Below are 13,923 nucleotides of genomic sequence, written 5' to 3' on the forward strand. Positions count from 1 at the left end.
GTTGCAGTTGGCCCAGTTCGTCCTGGCGTTGCGAAACCAGGTCGTGGGTCAGGTCGCCGGCGGCGACGCGCTCGGCGACCTTGAGGGTCTGGCCCAGTGGGATCACGATCTGCCGGGTAATCGTCCAGGCCGCGACGATGCCACAGAACAGTGCCAGGGCTGCGGCCAGCATCAACAGGAACTTGGCCTGTGCGGCATCGTTGTCGCGGATCACGGTTTGTGAAGCAGTCAGTTTCTTGCTGCGATCAAACAGCAGGTCGCCTTGCTCAGCCATGGCCTTGAGCGCTGCGGTGCTGGCGACCTGGGAGTCGCGGAACTGGCTGACGGCGGCGAGATAGGCCTTGAGGGAGTTGCTGGCCTCTTGCAGGTTGGCGCCGTACTGCTCAGGCAGTTGGCTGCGCAGGCTGTCGGCGCTCTTCAGGGCATTGGCGATGGCCTCCAGTGCCGGCTGCTCAGCTTCGACCTTGGCGCTGTAGGTGTAGCCACGCACTTGGAAGCGCGCTTGCTGAATCAGCTTGCTCAGCTCGATCACGCTGTTGAACTGGGTGACGCTGTCACCTTGCAGCAAGACTTTTTCGATCTCCGCGATGCGTGCGACGGCGTTGTCGGCGGTAGCGCCGAGTTTGCTGCGGGCATCTTCGCGTTGGGCTCCGGCCTGGACCATGGCGCTGAAGGATTGCCGATACTTGGCAACCGCGGCCAGTTGCTCGTCGATCAAGGCGTCGTCTGCCGGTTGCTCGATCTGGCTGCGGGCGGTTTTCAGGCCGCTGTCGAGTTTCTCCATCAACTCATTGACCCGCTCCGGGCCTTGCTCGCCACGGCGCATTTCATAGTCCAGGCGCGCCTGGCGCAGGTCTTTGGTCAGCTCATTGAGGCTGGAAATAAAGCCCAGCTTATCGCCACGGCTGATCACGCCACTCAGGCCTGTCCAGCCGGTGAAGGTGATTAGAAGGGTGAGAAGCAATACCAGGCCAAACCCCACGCTCAGCTTACGATTGACGCTTACATTCCCCAGTTTTTCAGCTAACCAACGGTACATGCGGTGGACTCCCCTGAACAAGGCTTGGACTTATCCTGAGGATATCGGCATGCAAACGCGATTCTGTAGCGACACAAAGCCCTGTGGTAGCTGGCTTTGTGGTGTTTGGAGGGGCGGAATCAGAAGAGGCGAGCGAGCAGCGCGGTAACGGCAGTTTCCACACGCAGGATCCGCGCGCCCAGTTGCACCGGCTGCAAGCCGGCCTTGGCCAGCAAGTCCACTTCGTAGGGAATCCAGCCACCTTCGGGGCCGATGGCCAGGGTCACCGGCTGATCCAGCCCGCGTGGGCAGGACGGGTAGTCGCCGGGATGCCCGACCAGGCCGAGAGTGCCCTGGGCCAGGGCCGGCAGACGGTCTTCGACGAAGGGTTTGAAGCGCTTTTCGATGATGATCTCGGGCAACACGGTATCCCGCGCCTGTTCCAGGCCGAGGATCAGTTGTTCGCGTACGGCTTCTGGCTCCAGGAATGGGGTTTGCCAGAAGCTTTTCTCGACCCGATAACTGTTGACCAGGACCACCCGTGGCACCCCCATGGACGCCACGGTCTGCAAGACCCGACGCAGCATTTTCGGGCGGGGCAGGGCCAGCAGCAGGGTCAGTGGCAACTTGGCCGGTGGCGGCTGGTCGAGGCTGATTTGCAGCTCGGCTTCACCCGCCTCCAGGCGCAGTAGCTCGGCATTGCCCATCAGCCCGCCAATGCGTCCGACGCGCAGGCTGTCGCCAACCGCCGCACGATGCACCTCCTGCATATGCACCAGGCGCCGATCCCGCAGGATCACCCGGTCGGCCGCGATAAAGTCGGCCTCTTCCAGCAGCAACAGGTTCACGGTTGGGTCGCTGGCGGCTGGTCGTCATCGGCAGGTTGGTCATCCGGGTGTTCGCCACGCTTGCTCACCAGGCTGCCAAACAGGATGCCCACTTCAAACAGCATCCACATCGGCACGGCCAGCAAGGTCTGCGAGAAGATATCCGGTGGGGTCAGGATCATGCCGACCACGAAGCAGCCGATGATCACGTACGGGCGGATCTTGCGCAGGTATTTGACGTCGACCACGCCGATCCACACCAGCAACACCACCGCTACCGGGATCTCGAAGGCCACGCCAAAGGCGAAGAACAGCGTCATCACGAAGTCGAGGTAGCTGCTGATGTCGGTCATCATTTCCACGCCGGCCGGGGTGGCGGCGGCGAAGAATTTGAAGATCAGCGGGAACACCAGGAAGTAGGCGAACGCCATGCCGGTGTAGAACAGCATGATGCTCGACACCAGCAGTGGCACGGCAATACGCTTTTCATGCTTGTACAGGCCGGGCGCGATAAACCCCCAGATCTGGTGCAGGATCACCGGGATCGCCAGGAACAGCGACACCATCATCGTCAGCTTGAGCGGCGTGAGGAACGGCGAGGACACGTCGGTGGCGATCATCGTCGCGCCCACCGGCAGGTAATCGCGCAGCGGTGTCGAGACGAAGGTGTAGATCTGCTGGGTAAAGGCAAACAGCCCGGCAAAGATCACAAAGATCGCCGCCACACACCGCAGCAAGCGGGTGCGCAACTCGGTGAGGTGCGAGACCAGCGGCATATGCTGGTCGTTTTCCGGTTTATCAGCGCTCATGGGGCTCGCGGCGGCAATGTAGGGTCGTGGGGAGCGGGCGACGCGGCGGGCGTCGGCGCGGGCTCTGCTGGAGGAGCGGGCGTGGCGATCGGGGCCGTCTCGGCCACCGGCGCAATGCTCTGCTCGGCCACCGGTTCAACCGGTGTCGGCGCCTGTTGCTGGGGCGTGAGAATTTTGCGCGCCTCCTGCTCCAGGGACAGAATATGTTCGTTGTGCAGCTGCCGACGAATCTCATCGGCGCCGATTTCCCGTTCAACTTCCTGTTTGATGGCGTTGAAACTGCGTTTCAGGCGCCCGACCCACAGGCCGGCCGTGCGTGCGGCGCCGGGCAGGCGTTCAGGCCCCAGCACCAACAGGGCAACAAGGCCGACGAGCAGCAGTTCAGAGAAGCTGATACCAAACATTAGTCAGTGCTCACGAGTCTTTGCGGGACGGCTCTTCGACTTTCTCGGCCTGCACGTCGAAGGTACGGCGCTCGGTGATCGGCTGGGCTGCCTGGGGGTGTACAGGCTGCGCCGGCGGGACCGGGTTGGCGCCGGTATCGGCCGGTTTTTCGTCGTCGTTCATGGCCTTGCGAAAGCCCTTGATGGACTCGCCGACGTCGGTGCCCAGGTTCTTCAGTTTCTTGGTACCGAACACCAGGACGACTACCACGAGAATAACGATCCAGTGTTTCCAGTCAAAAATGCCCATGCTGCAATTCCTCAGTCAGAAAGTTATTCAGGCGGACGGGCGCGAGGCCTTTTCGGCGTGCCCGGACAAGCCGAAGCGACGGTCCAGTTCATCCAGCACGGCCTGTGGATGCTGCCCCAGTTGGGCGAGCATGACCAGGCTATGGAACCACAAGTCGGCAGTCTCATAGATGACATCGCTGCAATCGCCGCTGATCTCGGCATCCTTGGCGGCGATGATGGTCTCGACGGATTCCTCGCCGAGTTTTTCCAGAATCTTGTTCAGGCCCTTGTGGTACAGGCTGGCGACATAGGAGCTGTCGGCGTCCGCACCTTTGCGGTCCTCCAGCACCTGGGCCACACGGTTCAGGGTATCGCTCATGTTCAATGTCCTGCCGAGTAAATGGCGTGCGGGTCTTTGAGTACGGGCTCGACGGTTTTCCACGCGCCGTTCTCGAACACCCGGTAGAAGCAGCTGTGGCGGCCGGTATGACAGGCGATGTCGCCGATCTGCTCGACCATCAGCACGATCACGTCAGCGTCGCAGTCCAGGCGCATTTCGTGCAGTTTTTGCACATGCCCGGACTCTTCGCCCTTGCGCCATAGTTTGCCACGGGAACGTGACCAGTAGATGGCACGCTGCTCGGCGGCAGTCAGGCTCAGGGCCTCGCGGTTCATCCAGGCCATCATCAGGATGCGCCCGGTCTTGTGGTCCTGGGCAATGGCTGGCACCAGGCCGTCACTGTCCCATTTGATCTCGTCCAGCCAGTCTTTCATCTTCGACTCCGACAGCCGTGCGCGACCCGCCCCGGCAATGTGCAACAGTGTATAACCGGTCGACCTATCGACGCACGACCAGATAAAGGCCCACGGCGACCATGATCCCGGCCGGCCAATGGCCCAGCTCGTTCAACGGTCCACCGGCGGCAAGCACCGCGCCACCGCCCAGGTGCGCCGCGCCGAGCAGGCGCAGGAACCAGTCGTCCTTGCGCTGGTGCCACGGCGGCGCCGGGTCCTTGGCGTGGGGCTGGGACATGCGCTCCAGCAGGTCGCGGGTCATGTTGGCCAGGTGCGGCAGTTGCTCGACCTGGCTTTGCAGGTTGCCCAGCAGGGTTTTCGGGCTGACCCGCTCGCGCATCCAGCGTTCGAGGAACGGTTGCGCGGTGTTCCACAGGTCCAGGTCCGGGTACAGCTGGCGGCCCAGGCCTTCAATATTGAGCAAGGTCTTTTGCAGCAGCACCAACTGCGGCTGCACTTCCATATTGAAGCGCCGCGCAGTCTGGAACAGACGCATCAGCACCTGGCCGAATGAAATATCTTTTAACGGTTTTTCGAAGATCGGCTCGCACACGGTGCGGATCGCCGCTTCGAATTCATTGAGCTTGGTCTCGGCCGGCACCCAGCCCGAGTCGATGTGCAACTGCGCCACGCGCCGGTAATCACGCTTGAAGAAGGCAAACAGGTTGCGCGCCAGGTAGTCCTGGTCCTCGGGCGTGAGGCTGCCGACGATGCCGCAGTCGATCGCGATGTACTGCGGGCTCCACGGGTTCACCGTGCTGACGAAGATATTGCCGGGGTGCATGTCGGCGTGGAAGAAGCTGTCGCGGAACACCTGGGTGAAGAAGATTTCCACACCACGCTCGGCGAGCATCTTCATATCGGTACGCTGGTCGGCCAGGGTCGCCAGGTCGGTGACTTGCACGCCGTAGATGCGCTCCATCACCAGCACCTTTGGCCGGCACCAGTCCCAATAGACCTGCGGCACATACAGCATCGTCGAGCCTTCGAAGTTGCGCTTGAGCTGGCTGGCGTTGGCCGCTTCGCGTAACAGGTCGAGTTCGTCGTAGATGGTTTTTTCGTAGTCGGCGACCACGTCCACCGGGTGCAGCAGGCGTGCATCAGCAGAGAATCGCTCGGCGGCGCGGGCCAGAATGAACAGCCACGCCAGGTCCTGGCCGATGATCGGCTTGAGGCCGGGGCGGATCACCTTGACCACCACTTCTTCGCCGGTTTTCAGCTGTGCGGCGTGCACCTGGGCGACCGAGGCCGAGGCCAGGGGCTCGACGTCGAAACGGCTGAACACTTCGCTGATTTTCTTGCCCAGCTGTTCTTCGATCAGCTTCATCGACTGCTGGGAGTCGAACGGTGGCACGCGGTCCTGCAACAGCATCAGCTCGTCGGCGATGTCTTCGGGCAACAGGTCGCGGCGGGTCGACAGGATCTGCCCGAACTTGATGAAGATCGGCCCCAGGTCCTGCAGTGCCAGGCGCAGGCGCGCGCCACGGCTCAGGTCCAGGGTCTTGCGCGGGAACCAGCGCCACGGCAGTACATAGCGCACCGCCAGCAGGAACCACGGCAGCGGCAGGGCAAACAGCAGGTCATCGAGGCGATAGCGAATGACGACGCGTTGGATTCGGAACAAACGGCGGACGGCGAGCAGCTTCATGCGTTATCGCTTGGATCAAGGGAGCGGCTCAGGCGCTCGAAGCGCGCCTCAAGCCGTTCCAGGTCGAGTTTGGCCTGGTCGAGTTCACGAAAGCGCGCTTCCGCTTCCCGTTGTCCGACGAGGGTGCGCGATTCTTCGCTCAGGTATTCGGCGAGGTTCTGATTGAGGCTGGCGAAACCCTGCTGGTACCAGCGCGAACGGCTGCGCAGGTGCCCGCCGATCAACTGGGTGGCCACCGGGCCGAGCCAGCGCGACAGCTCGTATTCCCAGTCCAGATCGAGGTCTTGCAGTACCGCGGCGAGGTCCATCAGCACCGCGCTGTCGCCTTCAAGGGTCACATCGGGGCCGTGCAGGATTGCAGTCTTGTCGCGGCTCAAAGCCAGGCGCAGCAGGCTCGCCGCTGGCGCACGCAGGGTGCAGTCGGCATCGGCGGCCCAGTGCGCGGCGAGCATCAGGCCTTCATCGCTGGGCAGGATAAACAGCTGCAAGGCCGGGCTGCTGCAATCGACGGCAATGATCTTGCCGTGCAAGTGCGCCAGCCGCGCCAGGGCGGTGCTGTCCAGGCGCAGGACACGGTTGAGGCCGTGTTCGACGCTGGCGAGAAGGCCGGTGAACAACATCAGGGCTTGATGCCGCGATGCAGGGCAACGATGCCCGAGGTCATGTTGTGATAGGTCACGCGGTCGAAACCGGCCTCGACCATCATCGACTTCAGGGTTTCCTGGTTGGGGTGCATGCGGATCGACTCGGCCAGGTAGCGATAGCTCTCGGCGTCATTGGTGATCAGCTTGCCCATCAGCGGCATAAAGGCGAATGAGTAAGTGTCGTAGACCTTGGACATCAGCGCGTTGGTCGGCTTGGAGAACTCCAGCACCAGCAGGCGCCCGCCCGGCTTGAGCACCCGCAGCATCGAGCGCAGGGCGTCTTCCTTGTGGGTCACGTTGCGCAGACCGAAGGCAATGGTCACGCAGTCGAAATGGTTGTCGGGGAACGGCAGCTTTTCTGCGTCGGCCTGGACGAACTCGATATTGCCCGCCACGCCCTTGTCCAGCAGGCGGTCGCGGCCGACCTTGAGCATCGAGCCGTTGATGTCGGCCAATACCACCTGGCCGGTGGGGCCAACCAGCTTGGAGAACTTGGCTGCCAGGTCGCCGGTGCCGCCAGCGATATCCAGCACCCGGTTGCCGGTGCGCACGCCCGACAATTCGATGGTGAAGCGCTTCCACAGGCGGTGCATGCCGCCCGACAGCACGTCGTTCATCAGGTCGTACTTGGCGGCCACGGAGTGGAACACCTCAGCGACTTTTTCCGCTTTCTGGCTTTCCGGGACGTTCTTGAAGCCGAAGTGAGTGGTGGGTTCGGCATCGCTGCCTTTGCGCTGATCAGTCATATCGCTGTCACCAAAAGAGAATGGGGGCATTCTAATCCCCAAGGCATGCTTTGTCTTGGCAAGGCTGAAGGTAAGATGGGTGGCCACCGAGACCTTTTGCCGCATGGCGGGTGAGTAGGGTGCTCAATACGTCTTTATAACGAGGAGTCATTCAAATGGCCCGCATTCAGATTGAACGTGCCCACGCACTGGGTAAGGAAGCTGCCAGGGCGAAAGCCGAGAAGTTGGCGCATAAACTCAAGGAGCAATATGGCCTGGAGCCGTCTTGGTCTGGCGACACGTTGAACCTCAAGCGTTCCGGCGTCAAAGGCACACTGAAAGTGGCCGAGGATTCGTTACGGATCGACGTGGAACTGGGTCTGTTGATGTCGGCCATGAGTGGCACTATCAAGTCCGAAATCGAGAAGGCCCTGGATAAGGCCCTGGCCTGATCTGCGACCGCGCGCCGCATTGGGTGCCGGTCGATTGCGCCGTTCTTAGGGTGCCGATTCTAATTTTTCTCCCTACTTTGTACTCAGCCCTCAACTCCTGTGGGCAGTTCCTCCACCCTTTTATGCGTGAGGTGCACCATGGCCAAAGTTATTTTGAAGAAAAAAATCGACACCCAAATCAGCGCCCTGAGCGACGTTAAAATCTATGCTCGCAAGATCTGGTTGGCGGGTTTGGGGGCTTACGCGAAGGTCGGCAGCGAAGGCAGCGAGTACTTCAAGGAACTCGTTAAGACGGGTCAACATGTTGAAAGTAAAGGCAAAAAAGTTGTGAATGAACAACTTGATGCCGCCAACAGTCAGATTGATTACGTTAAGAGCAATGTCTCCAGCGTCAAAGGTCGCGTCGAAGTGCAACTGGATAAAGTCGAGAAGGCTTTTGACGAGCGTGTTGCAAGTGCCTTGAATCGAATCGGCATTGCGTCTAAACATGACGTGGAGACACTCTCTGCTAAGCTCGATGAGCTAACGGCATTGCTCGAACGTGTCGCGCGTAAACACTAAGGAGACATCGGATGGCTGTTAAAAAGACTACTCAGAAAGAAGGCAGCTCTTGGGTCGGGAAAGTTGAAGAATACTCCCGCAAGATCTGGCTGGCTGGTTTAGGCGTGTACTCGAAGATCGACAGTGACGGTAGCAAACTCTTCGAGACTTTGGTTAAAGACGGCGAGAAGGCCGAGAAGTTGACCAAGAGCACAGTGGGCAAGCAAGTCGATGCGGCCAAGGCGAGCGCGAGCTCTGCCAAGTCCCGTATCAGTGATGCAAAAAAACAGGTACTGGGTACTTGGGGCGAACTCGAAGGCGCACTCGACAAGCGCCTGAACAGTGCTATTTCGCGCCTGGGTGTGCCTAGCCGCAATGAAGTCAAGGCGCTGCACAGCAAGGTCGATACCCTGACCAAGCAAATCGAAAAGCTGACCGGCGCTAAAGTCGCTCCAGTCAAAGCGGCGGCCAAGCCTGCTGCCAAGCCGGCCGCGAAAACGGCTGCGGCCAAACCAGCAGCGAAAACCGTGGCCAAGCCATTGGCCAAGGCCGCAGCCAAACCTGCAGCCAAGCCAGCAGCTAAACCTGCGGCCAAGGCAGCAGCCAAGCCCGCGGCGAAAACGGCAGCAGCCAAACCAGCAGCCAAGAAGCCGGTAGCGGCCAAAGCTGCGGCAAAACCAGCGGCCAAGCCGGCAGCCAAACCTGCCGCCAAGCCAGTGGCCAAAACCGCTGCCGCCAAGCCGGCGACCAAGCCAGTTGCAGCCAAACCCGCTGCCAAACCGGCTGCCGCGAAACCGGCCGCGAAACCTGCTGCAAAGCCCTCGGCGAAGAAACCCGCCGTAGCCAAGAAGCCTGCAGCGCCCAAGCCAGCTGTCGCGGCCAAGCCTGCAACCCCGGCACCTGCGACCAACTCGGCCACTGCGCCGACGCCGGCCGCGGCGACCCCGACTGTAACGCCGGCAACCCCGACGCCATCCAGTCAGTCCTGATTTTCGGGGGACGTGTAAAAACGCCCGGCCTTAAAGGCCGGGCGTTTTTTTTGGCGGGTGGAACACCGACAGTGATACACGTCTAACGGTCGGGCTCGCCTGGGGCCTCGGATTCGCGGCAGGTTTGCATCAGCAGGTTGTTGAGTACCTTCAATGCCTGGGGCCGCCTCGGGGTTGATCGGTAGAGCAGAACAATCTCCCGCTGGTAGGCGTTCGTGTGGCTTGTTGGTGTTGCGTACACATCGTCGGTCTTCAACCCGGCCCATGCCGGCACCAGGGATACGCCCATGCCCTTGGCGACCATCAGGGATATCGCCTCCAAGGCATCCAGATTGCACAGCACATCTGGCTGTAATTGGTGGTCTTGAAGGTACTGCTGGGCGATCTGGCCGCCCCAGGCATTGGTGTCATAGCTGATCAGCGGGTGGGAGAGAATGGTCGAGGCAATTTCACCGGGTTCGACAGGCGCTTTTGTAAGAATCATCAATGACTCGCGCCGCAACACTTCCAGGGTCAGGGTTTTAGGCAATGCAAAGGGCGGTCGCACCATGATGCCAGCGTCCAACTCGCCGGCGACGACCTGTTCATAAAGGTTGCGCGAATCGCCCGGAGTGATCCGCAGGCGCAAGCGTGGTGCCGCGACCAGCAGTTGTTCCATGACCTGCGGCAGGATACCGGTCAATGCCGTGGACACGGCTCCCAGCCGCAGGTCGCCGGACAGCCCGCCCGCATCCAGTTCGTCGTGTAGTTGTGCACAGCCCTGAATCAGGGCGCGAATGCTCGGCAAGAGTACAAGGCACTGCTCGGAAGGACCGACAGAATGGGCCGCTCGGTTGAGCAATTCGCAGGAAAGAGAGCGTTCAAGCGCCTGGATACGCTGGCTGATCGCCGGGGCGGTAAGGTTTTCCCTGCGCGCCGCTGCGGCGATTGAGCCGGTCTCGATGACGGCAATCAAACTTTCGAGAAATCTGATATCCACAAGAATCCCTTTCGCTGAGAGATATGTAATACGTTTTTTATAATGATGCTACGTCGTTACTCTTTAATCGTCATTATAAAACTCGGGCATGTTACATACGGTCAATCTTTCGTGTTACCTATCATGTTACAGAGCTTGATGATGCCACCTATCGGTTTGGTTAGGTATTTGCACGAATTTGAAATTCCGCCCGTGGTTCGCTGCCCTGGCTGTCCACATCAGGTAGCGTGGGGCCTGGGGGCTCTTGAGAAGGAAAAGAAAGCGCCGGTGATCGCAGTGCTCAAGAGTGTGTTTGCGATCATATTCAAAGTTACCCATATCGTTATGCGCTATTCGTCGATCAGGGTTTTCGGTGATGGTTACTTCAAAGAGGCTGCCGGCGTAATACATTGGCGCCCGTGATAATTGCCAAGTGGGAAAGCAATAGCGGAAAGTTGCAACAGCAATAGATGACGAGGTAACTCCGTCAACCTTGGTTGCAGACTTGTAAGTCGCCGGCCTACGCGGGCTGTGTGTCGTCCAGGTAGCGTAGTGCAAAACGCTCGGTGGCCAACCGCGCCGGCATCAACAGGTGCGGTGCCACCAGCATCATCACTTGATACACCGCCACCCGCACCTCGGCCTCGCGGTCCAGGATCCGCTGGTAGTCCAGGGAGAACAGCAGGGTCATGGTGATCTGCTCCACCAACTGCCCCAGTGCCTGGGTCTCGCTGACCAACTGCCCTTGTGCCTTGAGCCGTGCCAGCAGTGAGGCCAGTGTGCGCTTGAGCGCGGTCAGCAGGTTACGAATCCCCTTGGCCAATTTGGGCAAGCGTCCGGCCAGGTTCGACAGGTCCTGGAACAGGAACCGATAGTGCGCCATGCGCTCGACGATCAGGTGCAGGAACAGCCAGTAATCCTCGGGCGCCAACTGCACATCCGGCGGCGGGTCGAGCAGCGGTGCCAACTCCCCCTGAAAGCGCTCGAACAGCCCCAGTACCAGGGGCTCCTTGCCATGGAAGTGGTAGTAGAGGTTGCCGGGGCTGATCCCCATTTCATTGGCCACCTCCATGGTTGAAACATTTGGCTCGCCCTTGTGGTTGAACAACTGCAGGGCACATTCAAGGATCCGGTCGCGGGTTTTCATCCAGTCTTCTTAATCTGATCGTTGAGCTCAGCGCACCCGCACATAGGTGCCCGGTGCTGCTTCCATCGGTGGGTAGTTCTGGTTGCCCAGGGCTGTCAGGGTTTCGCGCTGCACCCCGGAGCGTTGCTGGATCCACTCAAGCCACTGCGGCCACCAACTGCCCTCGATGTGGCTGGCGTCGTAGTACCAGGCGCGTGGATCGCTGCTCAGCTTGAGGTTCTCGACGAAGTTCGCCTTGGGGTTGCCCGGCGGGTTGAGGATGCTCTGGATATGCCCGCTGTTGGAAAGCACAAAACGTTTGTCGCCGCCCAGCAGCAAGGTTGAGCGGTAGACCGCGTCCCACGGGGTGATGTGATCGTTGATCCCGGCCACGCTGAAGCTGTCGACGGTGACCTTCTGCAGGTCGATGGGCGTGCCGCAGACTTCCAGGCCACCGGGATGGCTCAAGGGGTTGTGCTTGAAGAAATCCAGCAGATCGCCATGCAAGGCCGCCGGCAAGCGGGTGTTGTCGTTGTTCCAGTACAGGATGTCGAACGCCGGCGGCTCCTTGCCCAGCAGGTAATTGTTGATCCAGTAGTTCCAGATCAGGTCATTGGGGCGCATCCAGGCAAAGACCTTGGCCATGTCCCGGCCATCCAGCACCCCTTCCTGGTAGGAACGGCGCTTGGCCGCTTCCAGGGTCTGTTCGTCGGCAAACAGCGTGGCGGGGCTGTCGATCTGGCTGTCCAGCAGGCTTACCAGGTAAGTGGCACTGGCGACCCGCCGTTGTTGGCGCTTGGCCTGCAGGTGCCCCTGCAGGGCGGCGATGGTCAGGCCGCCGGCGCAGGCACCCATCAGGTTCACTTCGCGGGCGCCGCTGATCGCCCGGCAGATATTCAATGCTTCCTCCAGCGCCGCCACATAGGTCGACAGGCCCCACTCGCGATGGCGCACGTCCGGGTTGCGCCAACTGACCATAAACACTTGCAGGCCGTTTTTCAGGGCGTACTGCACGAAGCTGTTGGCCGGGCTTAAATCGAAAATGTAGTACTTGTTGATTTGCGGCGGCACCACCAGCAGTGGCTTGGCGTACTGTTTTTCGCTCATGGGCTTGTACTGGATCAGCTCCAGCAGCTCATTGCGAAACACCACCGAACCGGGCGTGGTCGCTACCGTCTTGCCCACCTCGAACGCCTGCTTGGTGACCTGGCGTGGCAGGCCATTGTTGTGCAGCAGGTCATCGAACAGGTTGCTTACGCCGCGCACCACGCTGTGGCCGCCGGAATTGAGCAGCTCTTTGATCGCCAGCGGGTTGAGCAGGGTGTTGGACGGTGACACTGCATCGTTGAGCAACGAGAAGGCAAAGTGCGCCCGTGCGCGGTCGTCGTCGCTCAGGCTGCTGTCGTCGATCCAGTGCCGGGTTTGTTTCTGCCAGCTCAAATACGCTTGCAGGCTGCGCCGGTACAGGGGGTTGAGGGCCCAGGTAGGGTCGGCGAAGCGACTGTCGTGGGGGTTGGGTTCATGCACGGTCTCACCCAGCAGCACCCGGCCCAGTTGCCCACCCAATGCCAACGCATGCCGGGCGCTGTGCAACGGGTTGCGCAACCCGTGGGCGGCGACAGTGCGCAGGGTTGATAGCAGATCCCGGCCACGCAAGCCGGTGATTGCACTTTGTGCATTGATGAACGCGGCGGGTGTAGGCGCCGGGACGTTTACGGGTCTGTCACGCATGGGTCAACACTCCTTCGTCAATTCGCCAACAAGCACGCCAATTCAGAACCATAGTCGGTTCTGGCCAAGTTGCGCGTAGGGGTCGTCCTGACCCGATACCGCTCAGGTGTGGCTATGGGGCGCCGGCTGCGGATGGATCACCGCGCGCAAGCGCTCCTCCTGGAGAAACTTCATGATGATCGGTGCCACCGCTTCGGCCCGGGTAATCAGGAACAGATGGCCGTCGTCGATGATGTGTAACTGCGCATTGGGGATGCGCCAGGCCAGCATGCGCATATTGACCAAGGGGATCAGCGGGTCGTCGTCGCCGGCCAGCACCAGGGTCGGCTGCTTGATCTTGTGCAGCCAGTGAATGCTGGTCCAGCCCAGGCCCGCAAACAGCTGCCAGTAGTAGCCCAGCTTGCCGGCCGAGCGCACTTTGCTTGCGTGTTCGGCGGCCAGTTTTGAATCCCGGCGGAACGAGCCGCCGTAAATCATCGGCGCGATGCGCACCACATGGGACGGTTGGATATAGCGCCGCGGGCTGGCCATCAGCCATAACACCTTCGGTTTGCCGGGCACCATAAAGGCACCGGCGGCGGTGGCGGCCAGGATCAGCTTCTTGCAGCGCTCCGGGTAGTCGTAGGCAAATTGCTGTGCCAGGGCGCCGCCCCAGGAAACCCCGACGGCATTGACCTGGCCGTAGTCCAGGTAGTCGAGCATGCGCGCGGTGAGTTTGGCCAGGCCGGGAAAGCGATAGGGGCGACTGGGTGTCGATGACCCGCCCACTCCGGGTACATCAAAGGCAATCACTTCCAGGTCCGGGTCCAGGGCCTGGACGAACGGAAACACCAGCTCAAGGTTGGCGCCGATGCCGTTGAAAATCAGCAGTGGCGTCAAGTGAGACTTGCCCGGTCGTACCGCCGTGCGGATGGTCTGGCCATCCAGGTCGATGGTACGGAAGATGAACGGTTGCGGCATGCTCAAGCCCTGTGAAGTGTTACTGCG

General features: G+C 60.8%; 16 protein-coding genes and 1 pseudogene. 3 read left to right on the plus strand and 14 right to left on the minus strand.

The window, feature by feature from the left end; genetic code table 11:
• Window positions 1–25: 25 nt before the first annotated feature.
• The 10 genes and pseudogenes from HU773_RS27700 to ubiE form a co-directional block, all read right to left on the minus strand.
• A pseudogene (locus HU773_RS27700) lies at window positions 26–1,039 on the minus strand (methyl-accepting chemotaxis protein); the annotation flags it as partial.
• Window positions 1,040–1,158: 119 nt separating this feature from the next.
• Window positions 1,159–1,866 (minus strand): 16S rRNA (uracil(1498)-N(3))-methyltransferase, encoded by a 708-nt coding sequence (locus HU773_RS02615; protein WP_120731318.1) that lies wholly within the window; start codon window positions 1,864–1,866, stop codon window positions 1,159–1,161.
• The gene (gene tatC / locus HU773_RS02620; protein ID WP_057958065.1) at window positions 1,863–2,654 is read right to left on the minus strand and encodes a twin-arginine translocase subunit TatC; all 792 of its coding nucleotides are present in this window, start codon (window positions 2,652–2,654) and stop codon (window positions 1,863–1,865) included. Before tatC ends, HU773_RS02615 begins: the two co-directional genes overlap by 4 nt.
• Entirely contained in the window at window positions 2,651–3,058 is a 408-nt protein-coding gene (gene tatB / locus HU773_RS02625; RefSeq protein ID WP_057958066.1) for a Sec-independent protein translocase protein TatB, read from the minus strand. Before tatB ends, tatC begins: the two co-directional genes overlap by 4 nt.
• A gap of 10 nt (window positions 3,059–3,068) precedes the next feature.
• The gene (locus HU773_RS02630; protein ID WP_038445371.1) at window positions 3,069–3,347 is read right to left on the minus strand and encodes a twin-arginine translocase TatA/TatE family subunit; all 279 of its coding nucleotides are present in this window, start codon (window positions 3,345–3,347) and stop codon (window positions 3,069–3,071) included.
• Window positions 3,348–3,374: 27 nt separating this feature from the next.
• A complete protein-coding gene (locus tag HU773_RS02635) occupies window positions 3,375–3,707 on the minus strand; it encodes a phosphoribosyl-ATP diphosphatase (RefSeq protein ID WP_024072933.1) in 333 nt (110 codons plus the stop codon).
• 2 nt (window positions 3,708–3,709) lie between these two features.
• Window positions 3,710–4,102 carry a phosphoribosyl-AMP cyclohydrolase gene (gene hisI, locus HU773_RS02640; RefSeq protein ID WP_029296001.1) on the minus strand — a complete coding sequence of 131 codons (393 nt, stop codon included), beginning with the start codon at window positions 4,100–4,102 and terminating at the stop codon, window positions 3,710–3,712.
• Between the two features lie 64 nt (window positions 4,103–4,166).
• The gene (gene ubiB / locus HU773_RS02645; protein WP_057958067.1) at window positions 4,167–5,771 is read right to left on the minus strand and encodes a ubiquinone biosynthesis regulatory protein kinase UbiB; all 1,605 of its coding nucleotides are present in this window, start codon (window positions 5,769–5,771) and stop codon (window positions 4,167–4,169) included.
• Window positions 5,768–6,391 (minus strand): ubiquinone biosynthesis accessory factor UbiJ, encoded by a 624-nt coding sequence (locus HU773_RS02650; protein ID WP_128593008.1) that lies wholly within the window; start codon window positions 6,389–6,391, stop codon window positions 5,768–5,770. Before HU773_RS02650 ends, ubiB begins: the two co-directional genes overlap by 4 nt.
• A complete protein-coding gene (ubiE, locus tag HU773_RS02655; RefSeq protein ID WP_003209306.1) occupies window positions 6,391–7,161 on the minus strand; it encodes a bifunctional demethylmenaquinone methyltransferase/2-methoxy-6-polyprenyl-1,4-benzoquinol methylase UbiE in 771 nt (256 codons plus the stop codon). The genes HU773_RS02650 and ubiE overlap by 1 nt, the downstream gene beginning before the upstream one ends.
• A gap of 155 nt (window positions 7,162–7,316) precedes the next feature.
• On the opposite strand from ubiE, the gene HU773_RS02660 reads away from it, so the two are divergent.
• The 3 genes from HU773_RS02660 to HU773_RS02670 all read left to right on the plus strand — a co-directional run bounded on the left by HU773_RS02660 (window position 7,317) and on the right by HU773_RS02670 (window position 9,121).
• On the plus strand, window positions 7,317–7,592 hold the full coding sequence (locus HU773_RS02660; RefSeq protein ID WP_038445377.1) for a polyhydroxyalkanoic acid system family protein: 276 nt from the start codon (window positions 7,317–7,319) through the stop codon (window positions 7,590–7,592).
• Between the two features lie 138 nt (window positions 7,593–7,730).
• Entirely contained in the window at window positions 7,731–8,153 is a 423-nt protein-coding gene (locus tag HU773_RS02665) for a phasin family protein (protein WP_057437211.1), read from the plus strand.
• A gap of 11 nt (window positions 8,154–8,164) precedes the next feature.
• Window positions 8,165–9,121 carry a phasin family protein gene (locus HU773_RS02670; protein ID WP_186625136.1) on the plus strand — a complete coding sequence of 319 codons (957 nt, stop codon included), beginning with the start codon at window positions 8,165–8,167 and terminating at the stop codon, window positions 9,119–9,121.
• 82 nt (window positions 9,122–9,203) lie between these two features.
• On the opposite strand, the gene HU773_RS02675 is transcribed toward HU773_RS02670, so the two are convergent.
• From HU773_RS02675 to phaZ, 4 genes are all read right to left on the minus strand, one after another.
• Window positions 9,204–10,100 carry a LysR family transcriptional regulator gene (locus HU773_RS02675; protein ID WP_057958069.1) on the minus strand — a complete coding sequence of 299 codons (897 nt, stop codon included), beginning with the start codon at window positions 10,098–10,100 and terminating at the stop codon, window positions 9,204–9,206.
• 499 nt (window positions 10,101–10,599) lie between these two features.
• Window positions 10,600–11,226: a TetR/AcrR family transcriptional regulator gene (locus HU773_RS02680; protein ID WP_128593006.1), complete on the minus strand. Its 627-nt coding sequence runs from the start codon at window positions 11,224–11,226 to the stop codon at window positions 10,600–10,602.
• Window positions 11,227–11,253: 27 nt separating this feature from the next.
• Window positions 11,254–12,936 (minus strand): class II poly(R)-hydroxyalkanoic acid synthase, encoded by a 1,683-nt coding sequence (phaC, locus tag HU773_RS02685; RefSeq protein WP_057437221.1) that lies wholly within the window; start codon window positions 12,934–12,936, stop codon window positions 11,254–11,256.
• Window positions 12,937–13,038: 102 nt separating this feature from the next.
• Window positions 13,039–13,896 carry a poly(3-hydroxyalkanoate) depolymerase gene (gene phaZ / locus HU773_RS02690; RefSeq protein ID WP_057437223.1) on the minus strand — a complete coding sequence of 286 codons (858 nt, stop codon included), beginning with the start codon at window positions 13,894–13,896 and terminating at the stop codon, window positions 13,039–13,041.
• Window positions 13,897–13,923: the final 27 nt, after the last annotated feature.

It is taken from the genome of Pseudomonas shahriarae, from assembly GCF_014268455.2.
GTDB lineage: Bacteria > Pseudomonadota > Gammaproteobacteria > Pseudomonadales > Pseudomonadaceae > Aquipseudomonas > Aquipseudomonas shahriarae.

What these genes read in the sequence shown, in the direction of transcription:
- HU773_RS02670 (WP_186625136.1), top strand. Translation starts at nt 8,165, where the DNA reads ATGGCTGTTAAAAAGACTACTCAGAAAGAAGGCAGCTCTTGGGTCGGG.
- ubiE (WP_003209306.1), bottom strand. Translation starts at nt 7,161, where the DNA reads ATGACTGATCAGCGCAAAGGCAGCGATGCCGAACCCACCACTCACTTC.
- HU773_RS02630 (WP_038445371.1), bottom strand. Translation starts at nt 3,347, where the DNA reads ATGGGCATTTTTGACTGGAAACACTGGATCGTTATTCTCGTGGTAGTC.
- phaZ (WP_057437223.1), bottom strand. Translation starts at nt 13,896, where the DNA reads ATGCCGCAACCGTTCATCTTCCGTACCATCGACCTGGATGGCCAGACC.
- phaC (WP_057437221.1), bottom strand. Translation starts at nt 12,936, where the DNA reads ATGCGTGACAGACCCGTAAACGTCCCGGCGCCTACACCCGCCGCGTTC.
- HU773_RS02665 (WP_057437211.1), top strand. Translation starts at nt 7,731, where the DNA reads ATGGCCAAAGTTATTTTGAAGAAAAAAATCGACACCCAAATCAGCGCC.
- HU773_RS02660 (WP_038445377.1), top strand. Translation starts at nt 7,317, where the DNA reads ATGGCCCGCATTCAGATTGAACGTGCCCACGCACTGGGTAAGGAAGCT.
- tatC (WP_057958065.1), bottom strand. Translation starts at nt 2,654, where the DNA reads ATGAGCGCTGATAAACCGGAAAACGACCAGCATATGCCGCTGGTCTCG.
- HU773_RS02680 (WP_128593006.1), bottom strand. Translation starts at nt 11,226, where the DNA reads ATGAAAACCCGCGACCGGATCCTTGAATGTGCCCTGCAGTTGTTCAAC.
- ubiB (WP_057958067.1), bottom strand. Translation starts at nt 5,771, where the DNA reads ATGAAGCTGCTCGCCGTCCGCCGTTTGTTCCGAATCCAACGCGTCGTC.
- HU773_RS02635 (WP_024072933.1), bottom strand. Translation starts at nt 3,707, where the DNA reads ATGAGCGATACCCTGAACCGTGTGGCCCAGGTGCTGGAGGACCGCAAA.
- tatB (WP_057958066.1), bottom strand. Translation starts at nt 3,058, where the DNA reads ATGTTTGGTATCAGCTTCTCTGAACTGCTGCTCGTCGGCCTTGTTGCC.
- HU773_RS02650 (WP_128593008.1), bottom strand. Translation starts at nt 6,391, where the DNA reads ATGTTGTTCACCGGCCTTCTCGCCAGCGTCGAACACGGCCTCAACCGT.
- hisI (WP_029296001.1), bottom strand. Translation starts at nt 4,102, where the DNA reads ATGAAAGACTGGCTGGACGAGATCAAATGGGACAGTGACGGCCTGGTG.